Source organism: Bariatricus sp. SGI.161 (assembly GCF_050313695.1).
Lineage (GTDB): Bacteria > Bacillota > Clostridia > Lachnospirales > Lachnospiraceae > JAFBIX01.
Genome location: NZ_JBNPLX010000014.1, coordinates 25,546 through 45,315, shown reverse-complemented (window position 1 = coordinate 45,315; position 19,770 = coordinate 25,546). Strand labels below are relative to the sequence as shown.

Sequence of the window (19,770 nt, the reverse complement as noted above, 5' to 3'; positions counted from 1 at the left end):
TTACTACAAATCACTATATAATTCTTCCTGATATACACCATCTTCAATCAGATTTTTAAAACTCTGGACAACCGCTTCTTTATCTTCTTTGTATATAACACCAAACCACTTGTCTTTTGTCTCCAGTACTTTCACGGAACATTTTCCATCTCTTAACAATCCACCGATATGTGTTGGTAACAGATACTCTGCTTTTAAAGGATTCATCTTTACTTCATTTTCAAAAAAATCTTTAAATCGTAAACGTCAAATCCTCCGCCTTGAATTTTGATCCGATTCATGCAAAACTTTAAAAAACTCAGAAAACTAGTTAGTTTTTTAAAGTAAGGGAGGAACATGAATGGATCGAATCACTCATCAAGTCCGGCTTGCAAACTGGACTAAAATAATCGAACAATGCAACAACCGTCCTGCTGGAACAACTGCAAAGCAGTGGCTCAGCGACAACGGAATCAGTGATAAAAGTTATTACTATTGGTTACGTAAGCTGAGACAAGAAGCTTACGCTAATGCAGAAAAGGAATTTCCTGCTGTCAGACCTTCGAGGGAACAGCAGCCTGCCGTAACCTTCGCAGAGATTCCACTGCCAAATCAGCAGAATGCCATGACGGATACCTTTAGGGCAGATGCTGTTAGATATTATTTGCACTTTTGCCGAATGGTTTTGACAGGTTAGTTTCTGGATTACAAAATCAATGACAAAATCCACATCAAAACAAACCAAAAGAAAAACGGGTTATTGGGAAATGGGGTTGTTTGTCAAGGGTTTTTATGTCCTTGTCAATGCGAGTATTTTAAGAATCTCAACCATCGAACATTCTCTAATTTCAAAATAATAAACGTGGCAAGGTGGCAGAATATAACAGTTATTATAAAATTAAGCCACGAGTAATTCAAACCAATTAAGTGAGAAAATACACCCGAAACAATCACTACTAAAGAGGCGTGGAGTGGATATGTAACAGTACTAATCGTTCTTAGTATTTTAGAGTATTTGCAATTAATATCAATATCTTTCATCAACGCGAAGATGCAAAACACTAATGGCGCCAAAAAAATATAGCAATCATTATTATTAAAGCCACCCAGTTTAATAACTACTTTCCATTCAATCCAGAGGCAAACTGCAAACACAACTACGCCTGTTATCAAAATTTGTTTACTAAAGACTGTCTTACCCTTTAATTCTGTAAATAGCTTACCTATATACATCCAAAATGTTGCAACCGGAAAACTAAACACAGGTGATGTAAAAATTGATTCATAGTTATATACTATATTACTTATGACATCATTCCCCTCCAAAAGAAAATAATAACTTGATCTAAGACAACATATGATATAGACCACTGACAATACCGGCAACATAATTTTCCAACTAATCTTTCTTGTAAAGAAGAGAATTATAACAGCCCATACCGAGGCAATAATAAACCATGACGCAACAAAAGTTGAGGAAAATAACAATTGTGGAATAAACGTTTTAAAAAAGGCAATTAATCCGCCATCAAGCCAAGAACGCCTTACATAAACTGTTATAGGAAAAAGTAAAATAAACCAAAATAAATACAATTGAAGATTTCTTTTAATATAATTCTTAACTAAATTACTTGCACATTCATCACCTTCCGCTTTAATCCTATTAAACAAAATATACGAGGAGATAATGAAAAACAATGGCACAGCAAGTCTTAACCATGGATATAAAATATTGGGAAATAGAGCTGAGTGTATTGCCACTATCATTAAAGATAAAATATATTTAGAAATATCTAATGTAATACTATACTTCATTGGTAGTTTACCTTCCTTTATTTTTGATTTTACACCACTGTTTTACCCAGAGTAACTCGTAAGTATTTGATCTTTTCTCCAATCGTCATTAAAAACACTTTCAGATTCTTGCTTTTGACCCTTTATGAATTCATTATTGTGGGTATCTAATATCTTCCGTGTCCACACTTATGGATACAGTTTACTCCTCCCCACGCAGAATTTTCATTTTTACGAGAAGGGCTTTTAACTCCTGCTTATAATAAAATTGGGGATATAATTCCCTGATTGTCTTTGTAAAACCATGATTTAATTTTGAAAAAAACGCATCTCTTTTATCTGGTGCTATTGATGGATGTCTTAATTGGTGATTCGCATCAACTGCTTTATCCAAATCCACATCTTTTAAAACCATTCCAGACTTATTAACAAGTTCAATACCTTTCTCGGTCTGGCACAGGAGCAAAGATACTCCTTTTTGCTGCTCGTATTCAGCAAGTTCTGTTCCCCATGAATCGCCAATAGTTATATCAGAAACGCGTTCTGTGCAAGCATATTTACATGAATAACAATTCTCTGTATAGTCAAGACTTGACAAAAAAGCAAAGGTGTAACAGTCTTGAACTCTCGGAGGTGAAATTCTCACTTCATTAGAGCTTAATCCAAATATAGCTTTATTTCTAAATCTTATATTCTTTAACTCATCCATAGTAATACCTTTTTCCTTCAAATACATATCTAATAATTGAGGAGAAGGTGTACCATGGCAAATCAAATCTACCGTATAAAGATTATCGTTGTCTTTTGTGAAGTTTCTTGCCGCTGCACATTGGCATGGCAGGCCGATGAAAAGAACCTTTCTTCCAAGTTTAACTCTTTTGTTGATTTCTTTATATACTCCGATAGGACTACTTTTTATATACTTTGAACCAGAATATTTTTCTTTATCACCATTGTCAAACTCAAAGATAAACTTGCCTTCTTTAAACACACAAGAGCAAATATCGCTATCAAATGAATTTATAAGTGCTGTTGCTGCCCCACCTGAAGAACTGTTCTTCCTTATTTCATCTTGAGCCCAACCTTCATACCATTTGATTGGTTTTTTCAGCACAGGAGCATTATTAAACTGGCATACATTATGGCATAGATTGCAATTTATGCACTTTGAATCGTCTATTACAGCATTATATTCTTTCAGCGTATCACTAATATGAATTGCCTGTTTTGGACATATATCAATACATGCCATACATCCTGAACACATATTTTCATTACATACTGTTTTCATGATTTTTAAACCTTCCTTACAATTGCTTGGAGCATAGGCAGCCATGTCCCCTTAAAAGAATATACAATTATAACCGTAATAAGTATTTGTATCATTAATGACCAAATATTATCAAAATACATCATCACGCCAGAAACTACCAAGGCTATTGTGCCAAGCAAAAACTCAAAGGTTACTACTTTATAATGTATATATTTTCTAGTGTGAAATGCTCGGAATGTAAATACTGCAATATAACTAACGCAGGTTGCAAAGGCAGCTCCATAAACGCCAATTCTCGGGATAAGCAGAAAATTTAGAACTATATTAAATAGTGCACCAAATGTACCTGAAATCAAGAAACCCTTACTATCTTTATGAACTATATAGCTAGTTGACATAAATGTTCCTAATGTCATGAATACACACCCAATAATCAAAAAAGGGGTATACTTCCAAGCTGAATAATAATCCTCCGCCACGTATACTTTCAAAAAGGGTTTAATAGCTAACATCATCAATATACCAACAAGCATAATGATAGCAACCATTGACTTAAACACTTTATTATTGTATGTTTCTTCATCCTCAGCCCCTTCTTCTCTAATTGCCGAGTAACTCCACGCTTGATTAAATATTCCAGTGAAAGTCGAAATCAACGTTGGTAATTTATATGAAATTGCATAGATGCCATTTGCAGCAACTCCTATCATACTAGTAACCATAACATGATCAGAAGAATTCATTACCCACCACATAAAAGAGTTTGGTATTAATACTATAGAATACTTTAGCATTTCCGTCATCTTTTGTTTATCAAGACATGCGGTAATAGCTCTATAGCCCTTGCCAATTAGTAAAGCATAAACTGCGACAATAGCATTGGCGATTGTATATGCCAATAGGTATCCGGCAATTCCCGATTTAAATACCAATAAAAACAGAATATTAAAGCCTGCTATTAGTAAGGTGTTTAGGACATTTCCTATACTATATTGAATTAATAGTTCTTTTCCCCTTAAATCGCAAAGAAAAACCTGGCTGGATGCAGAACAAATTACATAAAAATAGACAAGAACACTTAGCGAAGATATTTGATTCCATAGTCCACATAATGGTATTAGTATCAATCCAAACAGTATGCCAAAGAATAAAATAACAATACCTATTTTTGTGATTTTATCCTTATCTACGTCTTTATCCAGGTTAAAACGCATTACGGCTTCCATTATATTTAATGTTATGATTGGTACAGCAATTGTTGAAATTGTAACAACCAAATCAACTGTTCCATACTCTGATGTTGTTAAAACATTTGTATATAATGGAATAAGAAAAAAGGAGATAACTTTTGTTGCAAAATTTCCTATGGTAAAAATTGCTGTATTTTTAAATAGATATTTTGTTCTACTCTCCATCTATATATCTCTCCAAGTATTTATAGGTATTACTTCTTTCGGTTTCTATAACTTTTTTTATCGATTCATACTCTTTTTCCAAACTATAAACCGATTTAAGCTGTGACAAATCATCTACCAGATGACTTTCAATACCTAATCTCTTTATTAAATCACTGAGTTTATTATAGTTACTTTCTCTTGTAATCACTGCAAATTTATTCGCATACTTTGCCGAAAAGATCGCGCCATGAAAAGTATCTGTGATAACAAAATCGGCGTTTTGAAATACTTTTAAACATTCAAATGGATTACAGGCAATAAATTCTTTGCACCAGGTTTGACCGCCTTGAACAGCTATTGGTGTTAAATTACAAGAATTACAAAAATCCAATATCTTGCTAATTTCATCTTGCTTATAGAATCTATACGGATAGCTATATATCACACAATAGTGTTTTGGTAGACTAGGAAGTTCACTTTCTTCAACCTCTTTATCAAAATCATAAATCAATACAGGATCAAAATGCCTAGATATATTTTTAATACCAAAATGATTTACAAATTCGTAAGTGTTAGCATCTCTTACAGAAAAGCCTCTAATATTTTGAAAAGCATTACCTATACTTTCCTTTATAGCATTAGGAAGGTTTTCATATTTTGTTGCGCCACAGGAAGCTGCATATGTAATGATTGCATCAGACTCTGGTATGTTACCAAATAATTGTGATGTATAACCCCACCATCCAGCGTTCAGGCAGTTGAATACTTCATCCGAACCAATAATACATAGATCATAATGGTCTGATTTACGATCAATATCAAGATATTCTCTTCGAAAAAGATCACATTTTTTCACAAATGCTTTATTAATTATCCTATTTCGGACGAAAGTTAATACACTTCTATTAAATAGTTTTTTCAACTTAGATTTTCCATCATTATCATGATAATCTGCATTCTCATTAGGAAGAAGCTTGTGATCACCATCAATGAATTTAATATCTAAAAACTCAACATTACTTCCAAGTTCTTCCAACATTTTTTTCAGTCCGTATGCCTGCAATAAAGAACCGTAATTATCAACTTTTTGCATAGATAAAATACATATTTTCATATAATCCTCCCTCATAAAATGGAAATTTCAGTAAATCTTTCATAGTATGTATCGTCCATAATACAAATAATCAACAATAAAGAAGAAAACAGCGCAAACGTTATATCTCGTCTTCTTAACTAATGAGAAACTTTGTAATTTCAATAACATGCATCTTGGATAATGTCTCATACGCCTCTGTCATTTATGTTTCATTACAAAATAAGCGCACTTTTCTGTGTTAGTTTATTCCCAAAATACTAGGGTGTGTTTCTAGAATACCTAGTGTTGAGTGATGATGCAAGCTAGACAACCCAAGGTTGTAATTATACCATGCCCGAGAAACACCGTGCAAGTTTGTCGAAACGCATAACCACTCTACGATAATCTTTAAATTTCATAAAGAAGCACTCTACCAAGTGCCGCTCTTTTTAGTGGAAATAATCACATTCCCAAGGCTTTGATAAACCCTCTTTGGCAGCATACAATATTCTGCAGACCGGTCAAAGATATACTTCCGGTTTTCAGTAGAACCATAAGCCTTGTCTGCAAAAATTACATTTTTGGAAATATCTAGCTAATCCAATGCTGACTTCATCATAACGCTATCATGGACTTGCCCTCCTGTCAGCATCAAGACACAACAATTGCCCAATCCATCTACGACTGCATGAATTTTAGTGGATCGTCCTCCACGACTAACACCAATAGACTAGTTTTGGGCGCTATCTACGTCCCTTTTTTGTTCGATCGCTGGCTTTATCTTCTTTGATATTAGGTGCCATACATGCATAAATCCTATATGTCTGCATCTTCTCGAAGTTGGACAAACAATGCTTTTAGTTTGCCATTCTCCTGCCACTGTGCAAAACGCTTATACACAGTCTCCCATGTTCTATAGCATTCTGGTAAATCACTCCAGGAGCACCAGTTTTCAAGATCCATTGCACACCATTGAACAGTTCCGGTTGTCTGCTTGCGGCCTTCCCATCCACTTAGCCTTATTTCCTAAATGGGGTTCTATAATCTTCCATTGTTTATCGATAACTTCATAACGTCGATCCATACCAATCACTCTTTATTTAGTATAAGGAGAGATCCGACATCAGATGTTGATTCTCCTTTTGGTTTTGTGAGTTTTATTTTGTATCCGTCATGGATTCGACTTTAGAAAAACACTCTAGTTGTGCATTATACTTGTTATATGCCTTTTTAATAAATTCTTTACTCCAAATGCTATTTTTATTCCTATTTGTCCAAAATAAGAAGATATACATAATAACTTTTGCATAGTTGTTAAATTTTCATCTCTAAGTACCAAACTCCTATAATCTAATAATTTAGGGTCAATGAAAAACTTGTTCGATTATATTTTGTTACCCGAAAGTCTCTTGCAGTCAATGTGTTGAAATATGCATCCTGCGCCCCGAGGGAATGTAGACAAGGGAGTGTGGTGTTCAGAAACCTATGCCTGTTGCGTGATACTGCTTGCCTCATAATCTCCAACCACACAAACATTTCCATTGAGCCAAAATGTCCAATAAATAATAAAAATACGTGTTAGTTTAGAAACCTGGACCATGTCCGTTTTATTGGTCATATTACCTAGTATAATCGCATCATCAAAGAGAGATGGGGCGAAAGACTATGAGCAAAACTGAATTGCTAAGCAAGATCGGGCAGTTGAGCGAGTACCAGGTGGAGCAGATTCGGAAGATGGCAGAGGAATTCCTTATCGTTCAGGAGGAACTGAGCGATACAACTCCCAAAAGCTACCCCTGCTGCAACAGCGCTCGGCACGCTTCGTCAAGAAGGGCTTCTCTGGTAGGAAGCAGCGGTATCAGTGCATGGCTTGCGGAAAGAAGTTTACCTATGATGCCGGCAAAATCACCGCATACTCTCACCAGAGCGAGGATAAATGGGCGGTGTTCATCGAGGACACGCTTTCTCTGAAAACGCTGGATCAGTGCGCCGAGCATATCTCTGTCTGCCATACAACCGCATTTTTCATGCGCCAGAAGCTGCTTGCCTTTCTGGAAAAAGCGGTACAGGATGATATGCTGAGCGACTTGATTGAAGCGGATGAAACCTATGTCCTGAAAGCACAAAAAGGCATCCATGTAACCGGGAGAAAGCCCAGAAAACACGGAGAAACCGCAACAAAACGAGGACTTTCCAGCGAGCAAATGTGCATTTGCGTTGCTGCTGACAGGGATAACAACGTTGTTACCAGGTGCGTAAACCGAGCAAAGCCGAGTGCTGAGAATATCGAAGATGCAATCGGTGATCGGATTGCGGAGAACAGTGTCTTTCAGTGCGATGGAGCTACTGCTTACAATAAGCTGGTGGAAGAAAAGCACTGTGTGAAGGTAGTTCTGAATTCTCACACTGACTATAACAAGGTATACCATCTGAATACGGTCAACAGCCTACATAGCAGACTGAAAGAAATGCTGGAACATTTCAATGGAGTTTCCACCAAGTACCTTAACCGGTATCTTGCGATGTTCGTCGCTCTCGAACAGGCAGGGCAGTCCCTGTTTCATCCTGCGGTGGACACTGTGAGAACCATGCTCTCGAAGGTAAATGCCACGCTGCCAATCCGCTCACTCCGCAGTGAGGGCCTTTTGGCAATCTGACGGTTAGGTCCAGATATTTAAACTAACACGTAAAAATAAATTTAAGCGTCCATGAGTTGTAATTATTGCACTGACAAGCTCCATTCTGAATTCTCCAATAAATAATTTTTTAGAAGTCTCCAAATGTATACGGATAAATCTGGTTATCGCCCTTTATCTGATTCTGGTATATAAATACAATCAATAAATAGATTATAAGAAAGGCGCATTTGAAAATTCTATTGTTCATTATTTTATCCACTTTGCAAATTCTCGCATAGGACATGCACCTAAACATTACAAAGTAAAGCGCGATTCTATATAGGGTAGAGACAAAAACTGTCATCAGAGTCGTCATTAACTCCATAAGAACCATAAGAAGATAAAAATCGCCCTTATTCGCTCGTTCAAAGGCTTTCATCTTATTAAATGTTGGTTGTATAAAACTTTTAAAATCTAACAAAATCAAGAATAGAAAAGGCAATCTAATTAAAATAGCATTTAAGCTAAATTCAGCATCAATATCTTTGATTAAATACCTTTCCATTTTTGCGTTGAAAATTCCGAAATTGATAAAAAGAGTTAACAATTCATTAAATGAATACATTGCCAGAATGACACCAGCAATCATCAACACCTTAATATATGGCTTATTATTGGCTTTCAGTATCAATGACAATGCATATATTGCTATGTATATTACGGCTGTAGTGTGGAAAAAGGAAGCCACAACTACTCCGAGAAAAAACTTAATTGTCTTCCCGTCTTTAAGAAAATGTAATGACCAAAATCCTATTGCGAGTGCTAATGATTGTCTCATTGCATTATACGTGTTTCCATATAACAAACACAGAAAACCTAACCATGATAAAGTCAATGGAAATTCATCACTATAATGGACCAGTCCTGCCATCACAAAACCGTAAATGATCAAACCTGTAAGGAAATAGAGCATGTGTGGGGAAGTTCCCAGCAATGCAGATATCCAACAGAGCGTTAAGTACAACGGCTCTATATTCGTAATACGCTGAATTGTTTGAAACAACGGAGCACCATTATCGAAATGATAGAACAAATCATTTCCGTAAGCCATGATATCTGTTCCAATGGAATAATCTCTTAGTCCAGCTAAAATTGAAACCGTGAGCACACTTAGTGAGAGGTAAAAAAAAGATTTACTTATTTGCAACTTCTTCCTTTTCGTGGAACTCAAAATATGTTTTCCATGCAGTGTTATATCAAAAGCGATTACATGTTTTTTTGCCCAGAAATTATCAGCTTCCGCCACCTGAAAAGTTTTACCGCTTTTACACAGATACTGTTCACCGACATAACAAAACAAACACGAAATTAAAAATGTAATATAATAAGGTATCATTCCATTTTACTCCAATCATCTATACATCCTCATTCTACGGATTAAACCTTTATTCTAAATCAACTTAACTTGAGAGTTTCAAAAACTTTCCATGCCATAGGCTTGCTGATAGAAAAACACACATAAAATAATAGTGTCTCTTTCGGTAGCCCCTTTTTACTTATCTTAGAAATATTTTTTGAAATCATATTAAGATTTTTTCTTGAACTCATATCTTTACATTTGTATTTTAGTTTTAAATACGTTTTCATACTTTGGTTCATATATCTAGTATTATTCTCAATCTTAAACTCTGGAAAATATTTATTTCCGTAATTATAGGCCTCAGTTTCTCCTTTATACGCATCCAGAATAAGTTTCTGTCCTCCTTGACCCATAATGCTGTCATCCCTGGTATAGTAGTAATAAAAAACTTGCTTAATTGCAATCGCACGTCTAGCCCTTCCAAATAAAAGATAACTACATGCCATGTCCTCTGCAAGTCGTCCTTCGATAAAACGAACGTCTTTGAACAAACTATTTCTATACGCTTTATCACACACCATATGGGTGAAATCAGTTCTGTTTATGTAATTTCTAAAAAGCTCATTTCCTTCCACAATCTTCACAGTATTTTGTTCTTCTACTATCTCATTCTTAGTTTCATCATCATAAACTCTTTGAAATTGAAAGGAAATAATATCAACATCTGACGCAATGTTTTTAACTATTTTTTCGCATGTCAACTCCGAAATATAGTCATCTGAATCCACAAACATAATAAAATCACCTGTAGCGATGTCTATACCTGCATTTCTTGCACTAGAAAGTCCGCCGTTTTTCTTATGTATAACTTGTATTCTTCGATCTATTTCCGCGTATTTATCACATAGCTGAGGACACAAATCTGTAGAACCATCATCAACCAGTATAATTTCAAGATTCTTATACGTTTGATTTAATATGCTGCTTATGCATTTATCAAGATATTTTTCAACATTGTACACCGGTACAATGATGCTGATCCTTACATCATTCATAACAATTCTCTCCTAAATAATGTTCTTTATCGCTGGCAGTCTCTTTACGAGCCATGCTGATATAAAAGACAATACAAATACAACAGCGAACAGCACAACAATCCCGATTCCAATCGGCATCGATAGTGGGTTGATTTTCAGCACTTTATAAATCAAGTTAATCCAAAATGGGTGTATCAGATATATTCCAAACGAACACTTCGATACCGCTTGTACCAAATGAGTCGTTTCTCTATGCTCAAACACAATCTTCATTAACATAAACACAGATACTGACTGGATCAATGTCAAGATCTCACCTGACGAGTGATTGACAGCCGCAACTTCGTTGTGTACTACCAAGGAATATGTCTCGATTCCAATCATACCGATAGTTGCGATACCCCCCACTATGTAAATCGGCCTCTGAAACAGCTTTGAATCATTTGGAATGGTTGAGATATAGTAGCCTATAATGAGGTAAGTTACATACTCATTGATAGGCATAAAGGTTTTAAGATCTGTTCCACACAAGGTGTTGACAGTCGGAATCAGGAAGTTTCCAACAAACAATACAGCAATAAAAATTCCGATTGATTTTCTGTTTTGTGCCCGGATAAAATCCTTCAGTGGCATCATTATAATGTATATTGGAATCATAGCATATATGTACCACATATGAGTCCATGTATTGCCTTCAGCCGTGTTCAGCAATGCTCTGCCTAAAATCCTTGCATCTATTGTCTTCTCTATGAAGACTAACTCCATTAGAGCATAGACAACTCCAAAAGTCAGAAGAACCAAAAGCATTCTCCAGATATACTTTCCCGTTTTTTTGACACTAATTTGTTTACCCGGATTAAGCAGTAAAGCTCCGGAAACCATAATAAAACAAGGAACAGCCCATTTGACGAGCATATAACAATCACTAAAGACCGTGTAATTAAAAACCCCCAGCTCTTCAACGGTATAATTGTTATTCAGAGTCATAACTATATGCAAAAATACGACCGCCAATGCTGCAAACACTCGTATATACTCTATGTATGGCAGTTTAGCCCCATATGACATTTTGTCTTCTATTTTAATTCCAAGCACTTTCCTCTTTTCCTCCCCAGATTTCCTTTGCAAACTTTACGCCTACTGTATGTGTCATTTTTTAATCTGAACAAAAAGGCACAGCGCTCTTCTTGTTAACTCGTATCCTATTACCCTACGTAGTTTATTGACCTTTTTTACCTTATTACACATATCGTGCTCAAGCAGCGGCTCAAGATTTTTCATTTGCCGAAGGGTGTCCTTATCCTTTACATTTGCTGATACCCCTAATGTCACCGCATATTCGTATGCATAATAAGAACCAAGGAGTTTTCCTTTTTCCCTATCCGGATATTCCTCAGCCTGTTTGTAGCCCTTTGCACAAAGCTCAATTTTATCAGCCACAAGTTTCTCTGATTTTTTACTCGTTATAGAACCACTACGTTGCTGTCTATAAGAATAAAACGGTTCTTTATAAAAATCGAACCTTGTCGAGTATAGCAATAAAGCTCCACACCAGTCCATATCCTCACTGAGATATCCTTCTTTGAAACGCATCAGATGCTCATCTATAACAGATTTTCTAATTACTTTGTTCCATGCGGCAGCACGATAGATATTGTTTTCCAACATATATTCAATCGCACAATTTACATTGGTATCTATGATTCGATTCCGATCAACTTCAAGATTTAAGATGTAGGTGAATCTATTCTCGTCTTCATAGAAACGTTTGGCCGGAAACACAAGCAGGTCTGCGTCTGTTTCAGCCAGATTCTTATGAATATGCTCTAAGGCTGTATTATCGTCCCAATAATCATCACTATCTAGAAAAATAATGTATTTACCTGTTGCAATATCAAGGCCAGCATTTCTAGCGCTTGACAGGCCTCCATTATTTTTATGAACAACCTTTATTCGAGAGTCAGCATATGCATAACTATCACAAATCTGGCCACATCTGTCCGGTGAGCCGTCATCAACGAGAATCAATTCAAAATCGTCGAATGTCTGGCACAATACACTGTCAACGCACTTATTAAGGTACTTCTCCACTCTATATATCGGTACAATAATACTAAACTTGGGCATCTTAATCACTCTTTTACTTTCTGTTTCATTCGTCTATAGTTCTTTTCTGGAATAATGACTCCGTGCAAAATGGAGGCAACTTCGCACAACGCGAAGCGCGGAGCTTTTCGGATCATGGCGGTTCTTAACTTTACTAAACCGCTACGTTTGTCCTCCTGGAGAGGTACTTCCTTCCATGGAGACATTTCCTTATACTGAAGGAACTGCTTTAAGAACGGGTGTTGATTCCCTTTTATCCATGGTCTTAATCCATCCAGAAAGCATGTCGTGAAATGCACCAATCCAGGATGCTGGACAGATAGGTCATATTCTTCTTTACTATAAAACGCCTCTGATCCTGAACGGCGAATCCTCAGCACCTGCTCATAGGTTGCATAGAAATAGATGGATAGAACATTATATCTCATTGGCAACTTCATTTTTTTGCTCTGTTCAACAACGCTATTCAAAACATCCTGATCCAGATACGCCAAACTGCTTCCATATTTCGTTATATAATCTGTAAACTTCTTTTCATAGCTACCAGCACGTACTTCATCCAAATTCAGGAAGACAATGCCTCCATTCAAATAATAATCGCCACTGGTTTTCCCAACATTCCTTCTATATCGATCATTAATGCACTCCAGCATTCCGCCAAAGACTTTACCACTCATATCTGTATTCCAGAGTGGCTCTATCGAATCTACAATGATGGTATCACAATCAATATTCAGCACCTTGTGGACAGTTTCTGGCAATGCGCTTGCCATATATAGTCGGCCAAATGTGCTAATATTCCATCTCCTTGTATCTATTTCCTGACCTGTAAGTTCTTTCATATCAGGCATCGGAACATAAGATATCTGCCTTCCGTAGTTGTTCACTACCTCCACCAGCTTATCTTTGTTATCCGCTGAGATATGATTATCCATAATATAGATATGTATCCTGTCACAGGACTTATTATTTTCCAATAGTGAAAGAATCGATATCCCTGTCAAAAAAGCATAACTATCACTGCTTGAATATAATATGTCCATCAATTCCTTCTCCTTTTCTTTCTGCTTATTTGATCCCATTTCTGAGCTTATATTCTGACAATGTTGGCCAGTTTTTATCTTTTTCTGTTGCAATTACCTTTTCCACGCCATATTCTTTTAATGGCCAGGGAATATTTAACTCCGGATCATCCCACCTGATACCGCCACATGCTTCTGGAACATAGCTGCCGGAACACTGGTAGGAAAATACAGTATTGTCAGTCAATGCTATAAAACCATGTGCAAAGCCCTCTGGGATAAAAACAACCTTATTGTCCTCCGCCCTAAGAAGTTCTGTGTGGTATTCCCCAAATGTTGAGGAATCTTCTCTTAAGTCTAACGCCACATCAAACAACACACCCGATATCACATGAATGAGCTTTGCTTGAGAATCAACAGTTTGGTAATGTAAGCCTCTTAATGCACCTTTTTTTGAATACAAATCACTCGACTCGGTAAAGGTGCAGGTTACGCCATTTTCCCCGAATATGTTTCTCTCATAGCATTTCTTATATAGCCCACGGTCATCTGGATACATATGTGGCTGAATTACAAGAAGACCCGCAATCTTTGTTTTCTTGAATTCAAATGCCATAATTCTTAATCCTCTGTTTTCAAGGAGTCGTAAATATCAAGTATTCCGTCCCTGTGATTACGAGGGAAATCATATTGAATTACACTCTGAAGCTTTTTATTGTTTCCAGCAAATACCATTGCTTCATTTTTTCTATACGGAATACTACCGAAGTCTACAAGCGATACATCAAAACCACAGACATCGACAATCTCCATTATGAAATCTCTAACACTGACTGGATTATCAGAACAGATATTGTAAATCTCGTATGGTTTATACTCCGATTCTGAGAGACAGATAATCGCCTTTACGAGGTCTTTCACATTTACAAAGTCTCTTATCTGTTCCCCGGGAGTAGTCTTCACCTTCTCGCCCTTCATACAGCTAGCAATGATTGAGGGTGCCAATCTTGTCGGACCTTCTCCTTCACCGAATACGCCAAAAGGCCTCACAGTTATCATGTTGACATGCTGAGTTTTTGCACAGCCCGTAACAAGATTCGTAGATGCGTTCTTTGAAATCGCATATAACGACTCTGGACGACAATCCATGTCTTCCGTCAAAAGAACAGCTCCGTGGTCTCCATATTCAAAGCAAGAGCCAAAGTTCACTAGAACGCCGCTACGATTTTCTTTGGCGAAGTCTACCAGCTGGCACCCCATCTTTATATTGACATCACAAATCAGGTTAATATCATGAAAGTCTGGCCTGACGCCTACTGTCGCAAGATGAAAGATTCTATCAAACGCTGGATATGCAGTTGCATTTCTTAGCATATACTGCGAATCATCAATAATTTCTATATTTGAATTAATAGCGTGTAATCTTTCTCGACTCATTGAGTCGCCTTTTTCGATCAATGCATAAACCTTATGCTGCTGTTTTATCAATTCAGCAACCAGCTTTGAACCTATAAAGCCAGCTGCTCCAGTCACCAGTATATTCTCCATAGTTTCCCCTTTTACGATCTCATAAAACTATTAATCTGCTCATCCATACAAGCCCGGATGTCGCCACCATCGGCCCAGCACTTGCTCCACTCCACCACCATCTCAATGGCGTTATCCAGATTCCAGTGGGGCTTCCAGCCAAAAGTCGCCTTCAGCTTGGAGCAGTCCAGCTTCAGGAAGTTCGCCTCGTGGGGGCCACCGTCATAGCGGTTCACCCATTTCATGCCCTCTCCCCACTTGCTGACGAACAGATCCACCAAAGTTCCCGTCTGGAAACAGTCCACATCGTCGGGGCCTACATTATAGTAACCAGCGTATTTACCGTCCTCATACTGCATCGCTGCAATCATTAAATATGCATACAGAGGCTCCAGAACATGCTGGTAGGGCCGAGTGGAGAACGGATTGCGTACCACGATGTCATCATGCTTCATTGCTGCTCGAATGCAGTCAGGGATGATGCGATCATTGGCAAAGTCACCTCCGCCGATCACATTTCCTGCCCGGGCCGTGGAAATCGCAACACGACCATCCACAAAGAAACTGTTCTTGTAGGAATGCGTCACCAGTTCCGAGCAGGACTTGGAGTTGGAGTATGGATCATATCCATCTAGCTCTTCATTTTCACGATAGCCCCATGCCCATTCCTTATTCAGATAGACCTTGTCTGTGGTCACATTCAAGAAAGATCTCACACAATCGCTGTTACGAACACATTCCAGAATATTCACTGTACCCATGACATTAGTTTCATATGTATAGGCCGGGTCTTTGTAGCTGTCACGGACGATGGGCTGTGCCGCCAAATGGAGAACAATCTCCGGCTGTGCCTCATCAAACGTCGCCTTCAGCACCGGATAGTCCCGGATATCACCGATGACAGAGTGAACATCCTGCTCAATCGCTGCGATCTCAAACAAGGACGGATTTGTTGGAGGATTCAGGGAGTATCCTGTGACAATCGCACCAGCATTCCCCAACATCTTACAGAGCCAGGAGCCTTTGAAACCCGTGTGACCGGTGACAAATACTTTCTTTCCTTTATAAAAACTCAAATCGAAATTCATTTAGTCCTCCCAAATCTTCCAAGGTGCTTCTCCGTTAGCCCACAGTTTTTCTAACTTCTGTTTTTCTCTTAAGGTATCCATACACTGCCAAAAGCCTTTATGAACATATCCGGCCAGTTGACCATCTTCAACCAACTGTGTCAACGGCTCCTTTTCAAAAATCGTGCTGTCACCCTCGATATAATCAAAGAGGGTGGGCTCAAAAACCATATAGCCAATATTGATGAGATCGCCGTCAAAATCTGATTTTTCCCTAAAAGCTTTGATATTACCATCCGAGCCAACATCAACGATGCCTTTTGTCTGACCAAAGTTATACATTGACATTGTTCCGATTTTTCCATGCTCATTATGGTATGATAGCAGTTCATCAATGTTTATATCTCCAACTGCGTCTCCGTAAGTCACCATGAAGGTTTCATCACCAACATAATCTTTTACTCGCTTAATACGGCCACCCGTTTGCGTACTGAGTCCTGTATCCACAACCGTAACCTTCCAAGGTTCTGCATGCTTATTGTGAATAATCATCTCATTGCCCTTAGTAAAATCAAAAGTGATATCAGACGTGTGAATAAAATAGTCTGCAAACCACTCTTTAATCACATGCTGCTTATATCCGGCGCAGATAATAAACTCATTTACTCCATAGAAAGAATATTCTTTCATAATATGCCAAAGGATAGGCATTTCTCCGATTTCAATCATCGGCTTTGGTTTCAGATGGGATTCTTCGGAAATACGTGTACCAAATCCACCCGCTAAAATAACTGCTTTCATCTTGTCCTCTCCTCTTCTGCTTATCTATTTCTAATCCCCAATACTATTGCCATTACCAGGATTCCTATCACATACCCGATTAAATCAAATGGCATATCTCTCCAGTCAAATTCTCTACCTGGCAGAATTCCTTTCACTATCTGATCCATTAAACTAACTGCCACACAGAGCATTCCAGCTTTCCACCTTTTTCCAAGAGCTATCACACTACTCAGGCCCAACAAAAAATACTCCGGAATGTGACTAAGTTTTCTCATCAGTATGTAGTTATTCCATCAATTGGTCTTAACTGGACTATTGACCACATTTTCAATAATCGCCTGTGTATTCTCAGTTAGCTGTTTAGATCCAGCTCTGTTTTGAAACGTTAATCCAAATATCAGGAGTAACGATAAGATGAGCGGGATATATCTTAAATATCTCTTCATCCTTACCTTCCCATTCCAAACACAACTGCTTTAACAGTCATGAATATGATCTTCCAATCAACCCAAAAGCTACGTTCTTCTATGTATTTCATATCAAGCTTCATCCAGTCATCAAAACTGATATCATTTCTATTCGGTGCTATCTGCCAATAGCAGGTAAGACCAGGTGTGATATACATTCTCTGTCTCCAGATATCCTTATACTGCTCAACCTCCCTTGGAAGAGCCGGTCTTGAGCCCACAATGCTCATATCACCCTTTAATATGTTCCAAAGCTGAGGAAGTTCATCTATGCTAGTCTTTCGGATGAATTTACCAACCCTCGTGATTCTCGGATCGTCTTTGATCTTAAATGCTGGACCATCCATCTCATTGGCTTGAAGAAGTTCTTCTAATTTCTTTTCAGCATCCATATACATAGAGCGAAATATATACATATAGAACTTCTTGCCATCTCGTCCACAGCGAAGTTGTATAAAAATCGGACTGCCATGTGGATCATCAATCAATACTGCAAGAGCTGTAAGAAGTAGCACAGGACTTAAAACAACCATTGCTAATCCGCTAAAGAACACATCCTGCCCTCTTCGTAACGCCCAATAACCCTTGTGGCTACGGAGCTCCTGTTTTCTATCAAAAACTTTTATTCCAACTTCAATGTCAAAATCGGTACTATTGACATCCATATAACTCTTATCTCCTCATCTTTTGTCTTTCTCCCACACTCTCCTGTGTGGCTCTCTCCCTAACTCCACTTTTCTTCTCTCCCACTCAACCCCATTCACCCAGTGTCCTATACCCTTATCTTTTCTCCCCTTTTAAACTTCCTATTTAAACCCAATCTTTCAGGGAGGGGTTTAGTGAGAATGATTAGAAATAGTACATATAAGGTAGGGTGGAAAGAATGGGGAACCAATCTACCAGACAAGTCTTCGCCAATGGAATGTAAGCATTCCAACTACCCTCGCTACCATAATCGGAATTTGCAAAACCATTTCTTCTATTGTTGTTAAGATCAGTTTCGGTATCCATCTGAAAAGGCTTCTCATATTTTTCTCTGTATCTATGTATGCTGCAAAGATCGCCAGTCCGATTTGAAGCAAAACATATCCGACAAACACCACCGTAAGAAATGAAAGCATTTTCTTTTCTATCAGCAAAACCGTATAAATCACCCAAAATATAGGCCCAAGTAATTCAACCATAAGCTGATAGCACATTGTTACGAGTCCCAATAGTCCATAGCGTGGGTTGGCAATCAAATTATGGTGCTTGATAAGACAATCCATCAAGCCTCTTTGCCACCTGTCCCTTTGATGCAGTAGTCTTTTGATGCTATGTGGCACTCCGGTATAACAGACATCAGTTGCTTCATAAACAATACGTTTCTTTGATTGCTGAAAGTCTTGCTCTTGCAATCGCAGAACTAGCTCCATATCTTCTCCAACAGTATCGATATCGTATCCATTCATTCCCAGAAGAGTGCTTTTGCGAAAGACACCAAATGCTCCTGAAATCAAACACTGTGCGTTTAACCTGGCAAATATCCTCCTGGAAAGCTGAAATGTCTTCATATATTCGCAAGACTGAATCGCTTCTAGCTGACAGGAGTCTTCTCTTTTGACAAGTAAGCGTCCACCGACAGCAACCACTTCATCATTCTGAAAATGCTTTACCGCCTTAGAAAGAGCATCCTCCTGTAAAATACAATCAGCATCAATCACACAAACCAAAGCGTTTCTTGTATAACAAATCCCTACACTCAAGGCATTCCCCTTTCCCTTTTTTCGGATATAAATCTCTCGTATCAAATAATCCGAATCCTGATAGAAAACATCTTTTTCTGCAACGTCTGTGCCCTGTGGAAGGTCTTGAATATCATTTCTGAGAATCAAAACCTCCCACTCTGCGCATTCTTGACGTATGACAGATTCTATGGTTTCGTTTATGGTTTTTAGACCGGTTACTGGAATCAGGACGCTTACTGAAAATCAGAGTTTTTTATCATCTTTATCTCCTCTGCTATAGTTTAACGACTTTCCGGTCGATTTCTGTATGATCAACAATGTGTTTATCTCTTCATGGACAGGTCTATCCGAAATTGCTTATGTTCATCTCAGTTGATTTTTCATCCCCAGAAATGTTCATTTCCGGCTTCAAAACCCTCATCTAACCCTTAAAAAACGCCCACTAAAGTTCATAGGGTAGACCCCTTGGTCTGTTTATCATTTATTGAAAACAACGATTCGGTTCTTCCATAGGCCTTAAACTGAAAATGAGCGTTTT

At 37.9% G+C, this 19,770-nt stretch carries 20 protein-coding genes; 2 read left to right on the top strand and 18 right to left on the bottom strand.

Annotation, left to right across the window (positions count from 1 at the left end; genetic code table 11):
- Positions 1 to 3: 3 nt before the first annotated feature.
- Entirely contained in the window at positions 4 to 207 is a 204-nt protein-coding gene (locus tag ACQRBH_RS09770) for a hypothetical protein (RefSeq protein WP_427761500.1), read from the bottom strand.
- Positions 208 to 340: 133 nt separating this feature from the next.
- Here ACQRBH_RS09770 and tnpA point away from each other — a divergent pair, with 133 nt between their 5' ends.
- Positions 341 to 676: an IS66 family insertion sequence element accessory protein TnpA gene (gene tnpA, locus ACQRBH_RS09765; protein WP_427761499.1), complete on the top strand. Its 336-nt coding sequence runs from the start codon at positions 341 to 343 to the stop codon at positions 674 to 676.
- A 104-nt stretch (positions 677 to 780) separates the two neighbouring features.
- Here the strand turns inward: tnpA and ACQRBH_RS09760 are convergent, their stop codons facing one another.
- The 5 genes from ACQRBH_RS09760 to ACQRBH_RS09740 form a co-directional block, all read right to left on the bottom strand.
- On the bottom strand, positions 781 to 1,794 hold the full coding sequence (locus ACQRBH_RS09760) for an acyltransferase family protein (RefSeq protein ID WP_427761498.1): 1,014 nt from the start codon (positions 1,792 to 1,794) through the stop codon (positions 781 to 783).
- A gap of 181 nt (positions 1,795 to 1,975) precedes the next feature.
- On the bottom strand, positions 1,976 to 3,064 hold the full coding sequence (locus ACQRBH_RS09755; RefSeq protein WP_427743213.1) for a Coenzyme F420 hydrogenase/dehydrogenase, beta subunit C-terminal domain: 1,089 nt from the start codon (positions 3,062 to 3,064) through the stop codon (positions 1,976 to 1,978).
- A gap of 5 nt (positions 3,065 to 3,069) precedes the next feature.
- On the bottom strand, positions 3,070 to 4,461 hold the full coding sequence (locus ACQRBH_RS09750; protein WP_427743212.1) for an oligosaccharide flippase family protein: 1,392 nt from the start codon (positions 4,459 to 4,461) through the stop codon (positions 3,070 to 3,072).
- Positions 4,451 to 5,557: a polysaccharide pyruvyl transferase family protein gene (locus tag ACQRBH_RS09745; protein WP_427743211.1), complete on the bottom strand. Its 1,107-nt coding sequence runs from the start codon at positions 5,555 to 5,557 to the stop codon at positions 4,451 to 4,453. Before ACQRBH_RS09745 ends, ACQRBH_RS09750 begins: the two co-directional genes overlap by 11 nt.
- Positions 5,558 to 6,334: 777 nt before the next feature.
- Positions 6,335 to 6,481 (bottom strand): transposase, encoded by a 147-nt coding sequence (locus tag ACQRBH_RS09740; RefSeq protein WP_427743210.1) that lies wholly within the window; start codon positions 6,479 to 6,481, stop codon positions 6,335 to 6,337.
- Positions 6,482 to 7,383: 902 nt separating this feature from the next.
- Between ACQRBH_RS09740 and ACQRBH_RS09735 the strand changes: the two genes are divergently transcribed.
- Positions 7,384 to 8,175: an IS1595 family transposase gene (locus ACQRBH_RS09735; RefSeq protein WP_427761497.1), complete on the top strand. Its 792-nt coding sequence runs from the start codon at positions 7,384 to 7,386 to the stop codon at positions 8,173 to 8,175.
- Between the two features lie 109 nt (positions 8,176 to 8,284).
- On the opposite strand, the gene ACQRBH_RS09730 is transcribed toward ACQRBH_RS09735, so the two are convergent.
- The 12 genes from ACQRBH_RS09730 to ACQRBH_RS09675 form a co-directional block, all read right to left on the bottom strand.
- Positions 8,285 to 9,532 carry an EpsG family protein gene (locus ACQRBH_RS09730; protein WP_427761496.1) on the bottom strand — a complete coding sequence of 416 codons (1,248 nt, stop codon included), beginning with the start codon at positions 9,530 to 9,532 and terminating at the stop codon, positions 8,285 to 8,287.
- A 59-nt stretch (positions 9,533 to 9,591) separates the two neighbouring features.
- The gene (locus tag ACQRBH_RS09725) at positions 9,592 to 10,551 is read right to left on the bottom strand and encodes a glycosyltransferase family 2 protein (protein ID WP_427743205.1); all 960 of its coding nucleotides are present in this window, start codon (positions 10,549 to 10,551) and stop codon (positions 9,592 to 9,594) included.
- Positions 10,552 to 10,563: 12 nt separating this feature from the next.
- Positions 10,564 to 11,628, bottom strand: coding sequence for an acyltransferase (locus tag ACQRBH_RS09720; RefSeq protein WP_427743203.1), 1,065 nt, complete (start codon positions 11,626 to 11,628; stop codon positions 10,564 to 10,566).
- 54 nt (positions 11,629 to 11,682) lie between these two features.
- On the bottom strand, positions 11,683 to 12,660 hold the full coding sequence (locus tag ACQRBH_RS09715; protein WP_427743202.1) for a glycosyltransferase family 2 protein: 978 nt from the start codon (positions 12,658 to 12,660) through the stop codon (positions 11,683 to 11,685).
- A 5-nt stretch (positions 12,661 to 12,665) separates the two neighbouring features.
- On the bottom strand, positions 12,666 to 13,682 hold the full coding sequence (locus ACQRBH_RS09710; RefSeq protein WP_427743201.1) for a glycosyltransferase family 8 protein: 1,017 nt from the start codon (positions 13,680 to 13,682) through the stop codon (positions 12,666 to 12,668).
- Between the two features lie 25 nt (positions 13,683 to 13,707).
- Complete coding sequence (gene rfbC / locus ACQRBH_RS09705) at positions 13,708 to 14,277, bottom strand: dTDP-4-dehydrorhamnose 3,5-epimerase (protein WP_427743200.1); 570 nt, start codon at positions 14,275 to 14,277, stop codon at positions 13,708 to 13,710.
- Between the two features lie 5 nt (positions 14,278 to 14,282).
- The gene (locus ACQRBH_RS09700) at positions 14,283 to 15,209 is read right to left on the bottom strand and encodes an NAD-dependent epimerase/dehydratase family protein (RefSeq protein WP_427761495.1); all 927 of its coding nucleotides are present in this window, start codon (positions 15,207 to 15,209) and stop codon (positions 14,283 to 14,285) included.
- 11 nt (positions 15,210 to 15,220) lie between these two features.
- A complete protein-coding gene (gene rfbG / locus ACQRBH_RS09695) occupies positions 15,221 to 16,276 on the bottom strand; it encodes a CDP-glucose 4,6-dehydratase (RefSeq protein ID WP_427743198.1) in 1,056 nt (351 codons plus the stop codon).
- On the bottom strand, positions 16,277 to 17,056 hold the full coding sequence (gene rfbF, locus ACQRBH_RS09690; protein ID WP_427743196.1) for a glucose-1-phosphate cytidylyltransferase: 780 nt from the start codon (positions 17,054 to 17,056) through the stop codon (positions 16,277 to 16,279).
- 20 nt (positions 17,057 to 17,076) lie between these two features.
- Complete coding sequence (locus tag ACQRBH_RS09685; RefSeq protein ID WP_427743195.1) at positions 17,077 to 17,313, bottom strand: VanZ family protein; 237 nt, start codon at positions 17,311 to 17,313, stop codon at positions 17,077 to 17,079.
- Between the two features lie 173 nt (positions 17,314 to 17,486).
- Positions 17,487 to 18,170, bottom strand: coding sequence for a sugar transferase (locus ACQRBH_RS09680; protein WP_427743194.1), 684 nt, complete (start codon positions 18,168 to 18,170; stop codon positions 17,487 to 17,489).
- Between the two features lie 231 nt (positions 18,171 to 18,401).
- The gene (locus tag ACQRBH_RS09675) at positions 18,402 to 19,457 is read right to left on the bottom strand and encodes a glycosyltransferase (RefSeq protein ID WP_427743224.1); all 1,056 of its coding nucleotides are present in this window, start codon (positions 19,455 to 19,457) and stop codon (positions 18,402 to 18,404) included.
- Between the last annotated feature and the right edge of the window lie 313 nt (positions 19,458 to 19,770).

Coding starts and splice junctions, on each gene's coding strand:
- tnpA (WP_427761499.1), top strand. CDS start 341: ATGGATCGAATCACTCATCAAGTCCGGCTTGCAAACTGGACTAAAATA.
- rfbF (WP_427743196.1), bottom strand. CDS start 17,056: ATGAAAGCAGTTATTTTAGCGGGTGGATTTGGTACACGTATTTCCGAA.
- ACQRBH_RS09740 (WP_427743210.1), bottom strand. CDS start 6,481: ATGGATCTTGAAAACTGGTGCTCCTGGAGTGATTTACCAGAATGCTAT.
- rfbG (WP_427743198.1), bottom strand. CDS start 16,276: ATGAATTTCGATTTGAGTTTTTATAAAGGAAAGAAAGTATTTGTCACC.
- ACQRBH_RS09735 (WP_427761497.1), top strand. CDS start 7,384: ATGGCTTGCGGAAAGAAGTTTACCTATGATGCCGGCAAAATCACCGCA.
- ACQRBH_RS09685 (WP_427743195.1), bottom strand. CDS start 17,313: ATGAGAAAACTTAGTCACATTCCGGAGTATTTTTTGTTGGGCCTGAGT.
- ACQRBH_RS09725 (WP_427743205.1), bottom strand. CDS start 10,551: ATGAATGATGTAAGGATCAGCATCATTGTACCGGTGTACAATGTTGAA.
- ACQRBH_RS09715 (WP_427743202.1), bottom strand. CDS start 12,660: ATGCCCAAGTTTAGTATTATTGTACCGATATATAGAGTGGAGAAGTAC.
- ACQRBH_RS09770 (WP_427761500.1), bottom strand. CDS start 207: ATGAATCCTTTAAAAGCAGAGTATCTGTTACCAACACATATCGGTGGA.
- rfbC (WP_427743200.1), bottom strand. CDS start 14,277: ATGGCATTTGAATTCAAGAAAACAAAGATTGCGGGTCTTCTTGTAATT.
- ACQRBH_RS09755 (WP_427743213.1), bottom strand. CDS start 3,064: ATGAAAACAGTATGTAATGAAAATATGTGTTCAGGATGTATGGCATGT.
- ACQRBH_RS09745 (WP_427743211.1), bottom strand. CDS start 5,557: ATGAAAATATGTATTTTATCTATGCAAAAAGTTGATAATTACGGTTCT.
- ACQRBH_RS09710 (WP_427743201.1), bottom strand. CDS start 13,682: ATGGACATATTATATTCAAGCAGTGATAGTTATGCTTTTTTGACAGGG.
- ACQRBH_RS09760 (WP_427761498.1), bottom strand. CDS start 1,794: ATGAAGTATAGTATTACATTAGATATTTCTAAATATATTTTATCTTTA.
- ACQRBH_RS09680 (WP_427743194.1), bottom strand. CDS start 18,170: ATGGATGTCAATAGTACCGATTTTGACATTGAAGTTGGAATAAAAGTT.
- ACQRBH_RS09700 (WP_427761495.1), bottom strand. CDS start 15,209: ATGGAGAATATACTGGTGACTGGAGCAGCTGGCTTTATAGGTTCAAAG.
- ACQRBH_RS09750 (WP_427743212.1), bottom strand. CDS start 4,461: ATGGAGAGTAGAACAAAATATCTATTTAAAAATACAGCAATTTTTACC.
- ACQRBH_RS09730 (WP_427761496.1), bottom strand. CDS start 9,532: ATGATACCTTATTATATTACATTTTTAATTTCGTGTTTGTTTTGTTAT.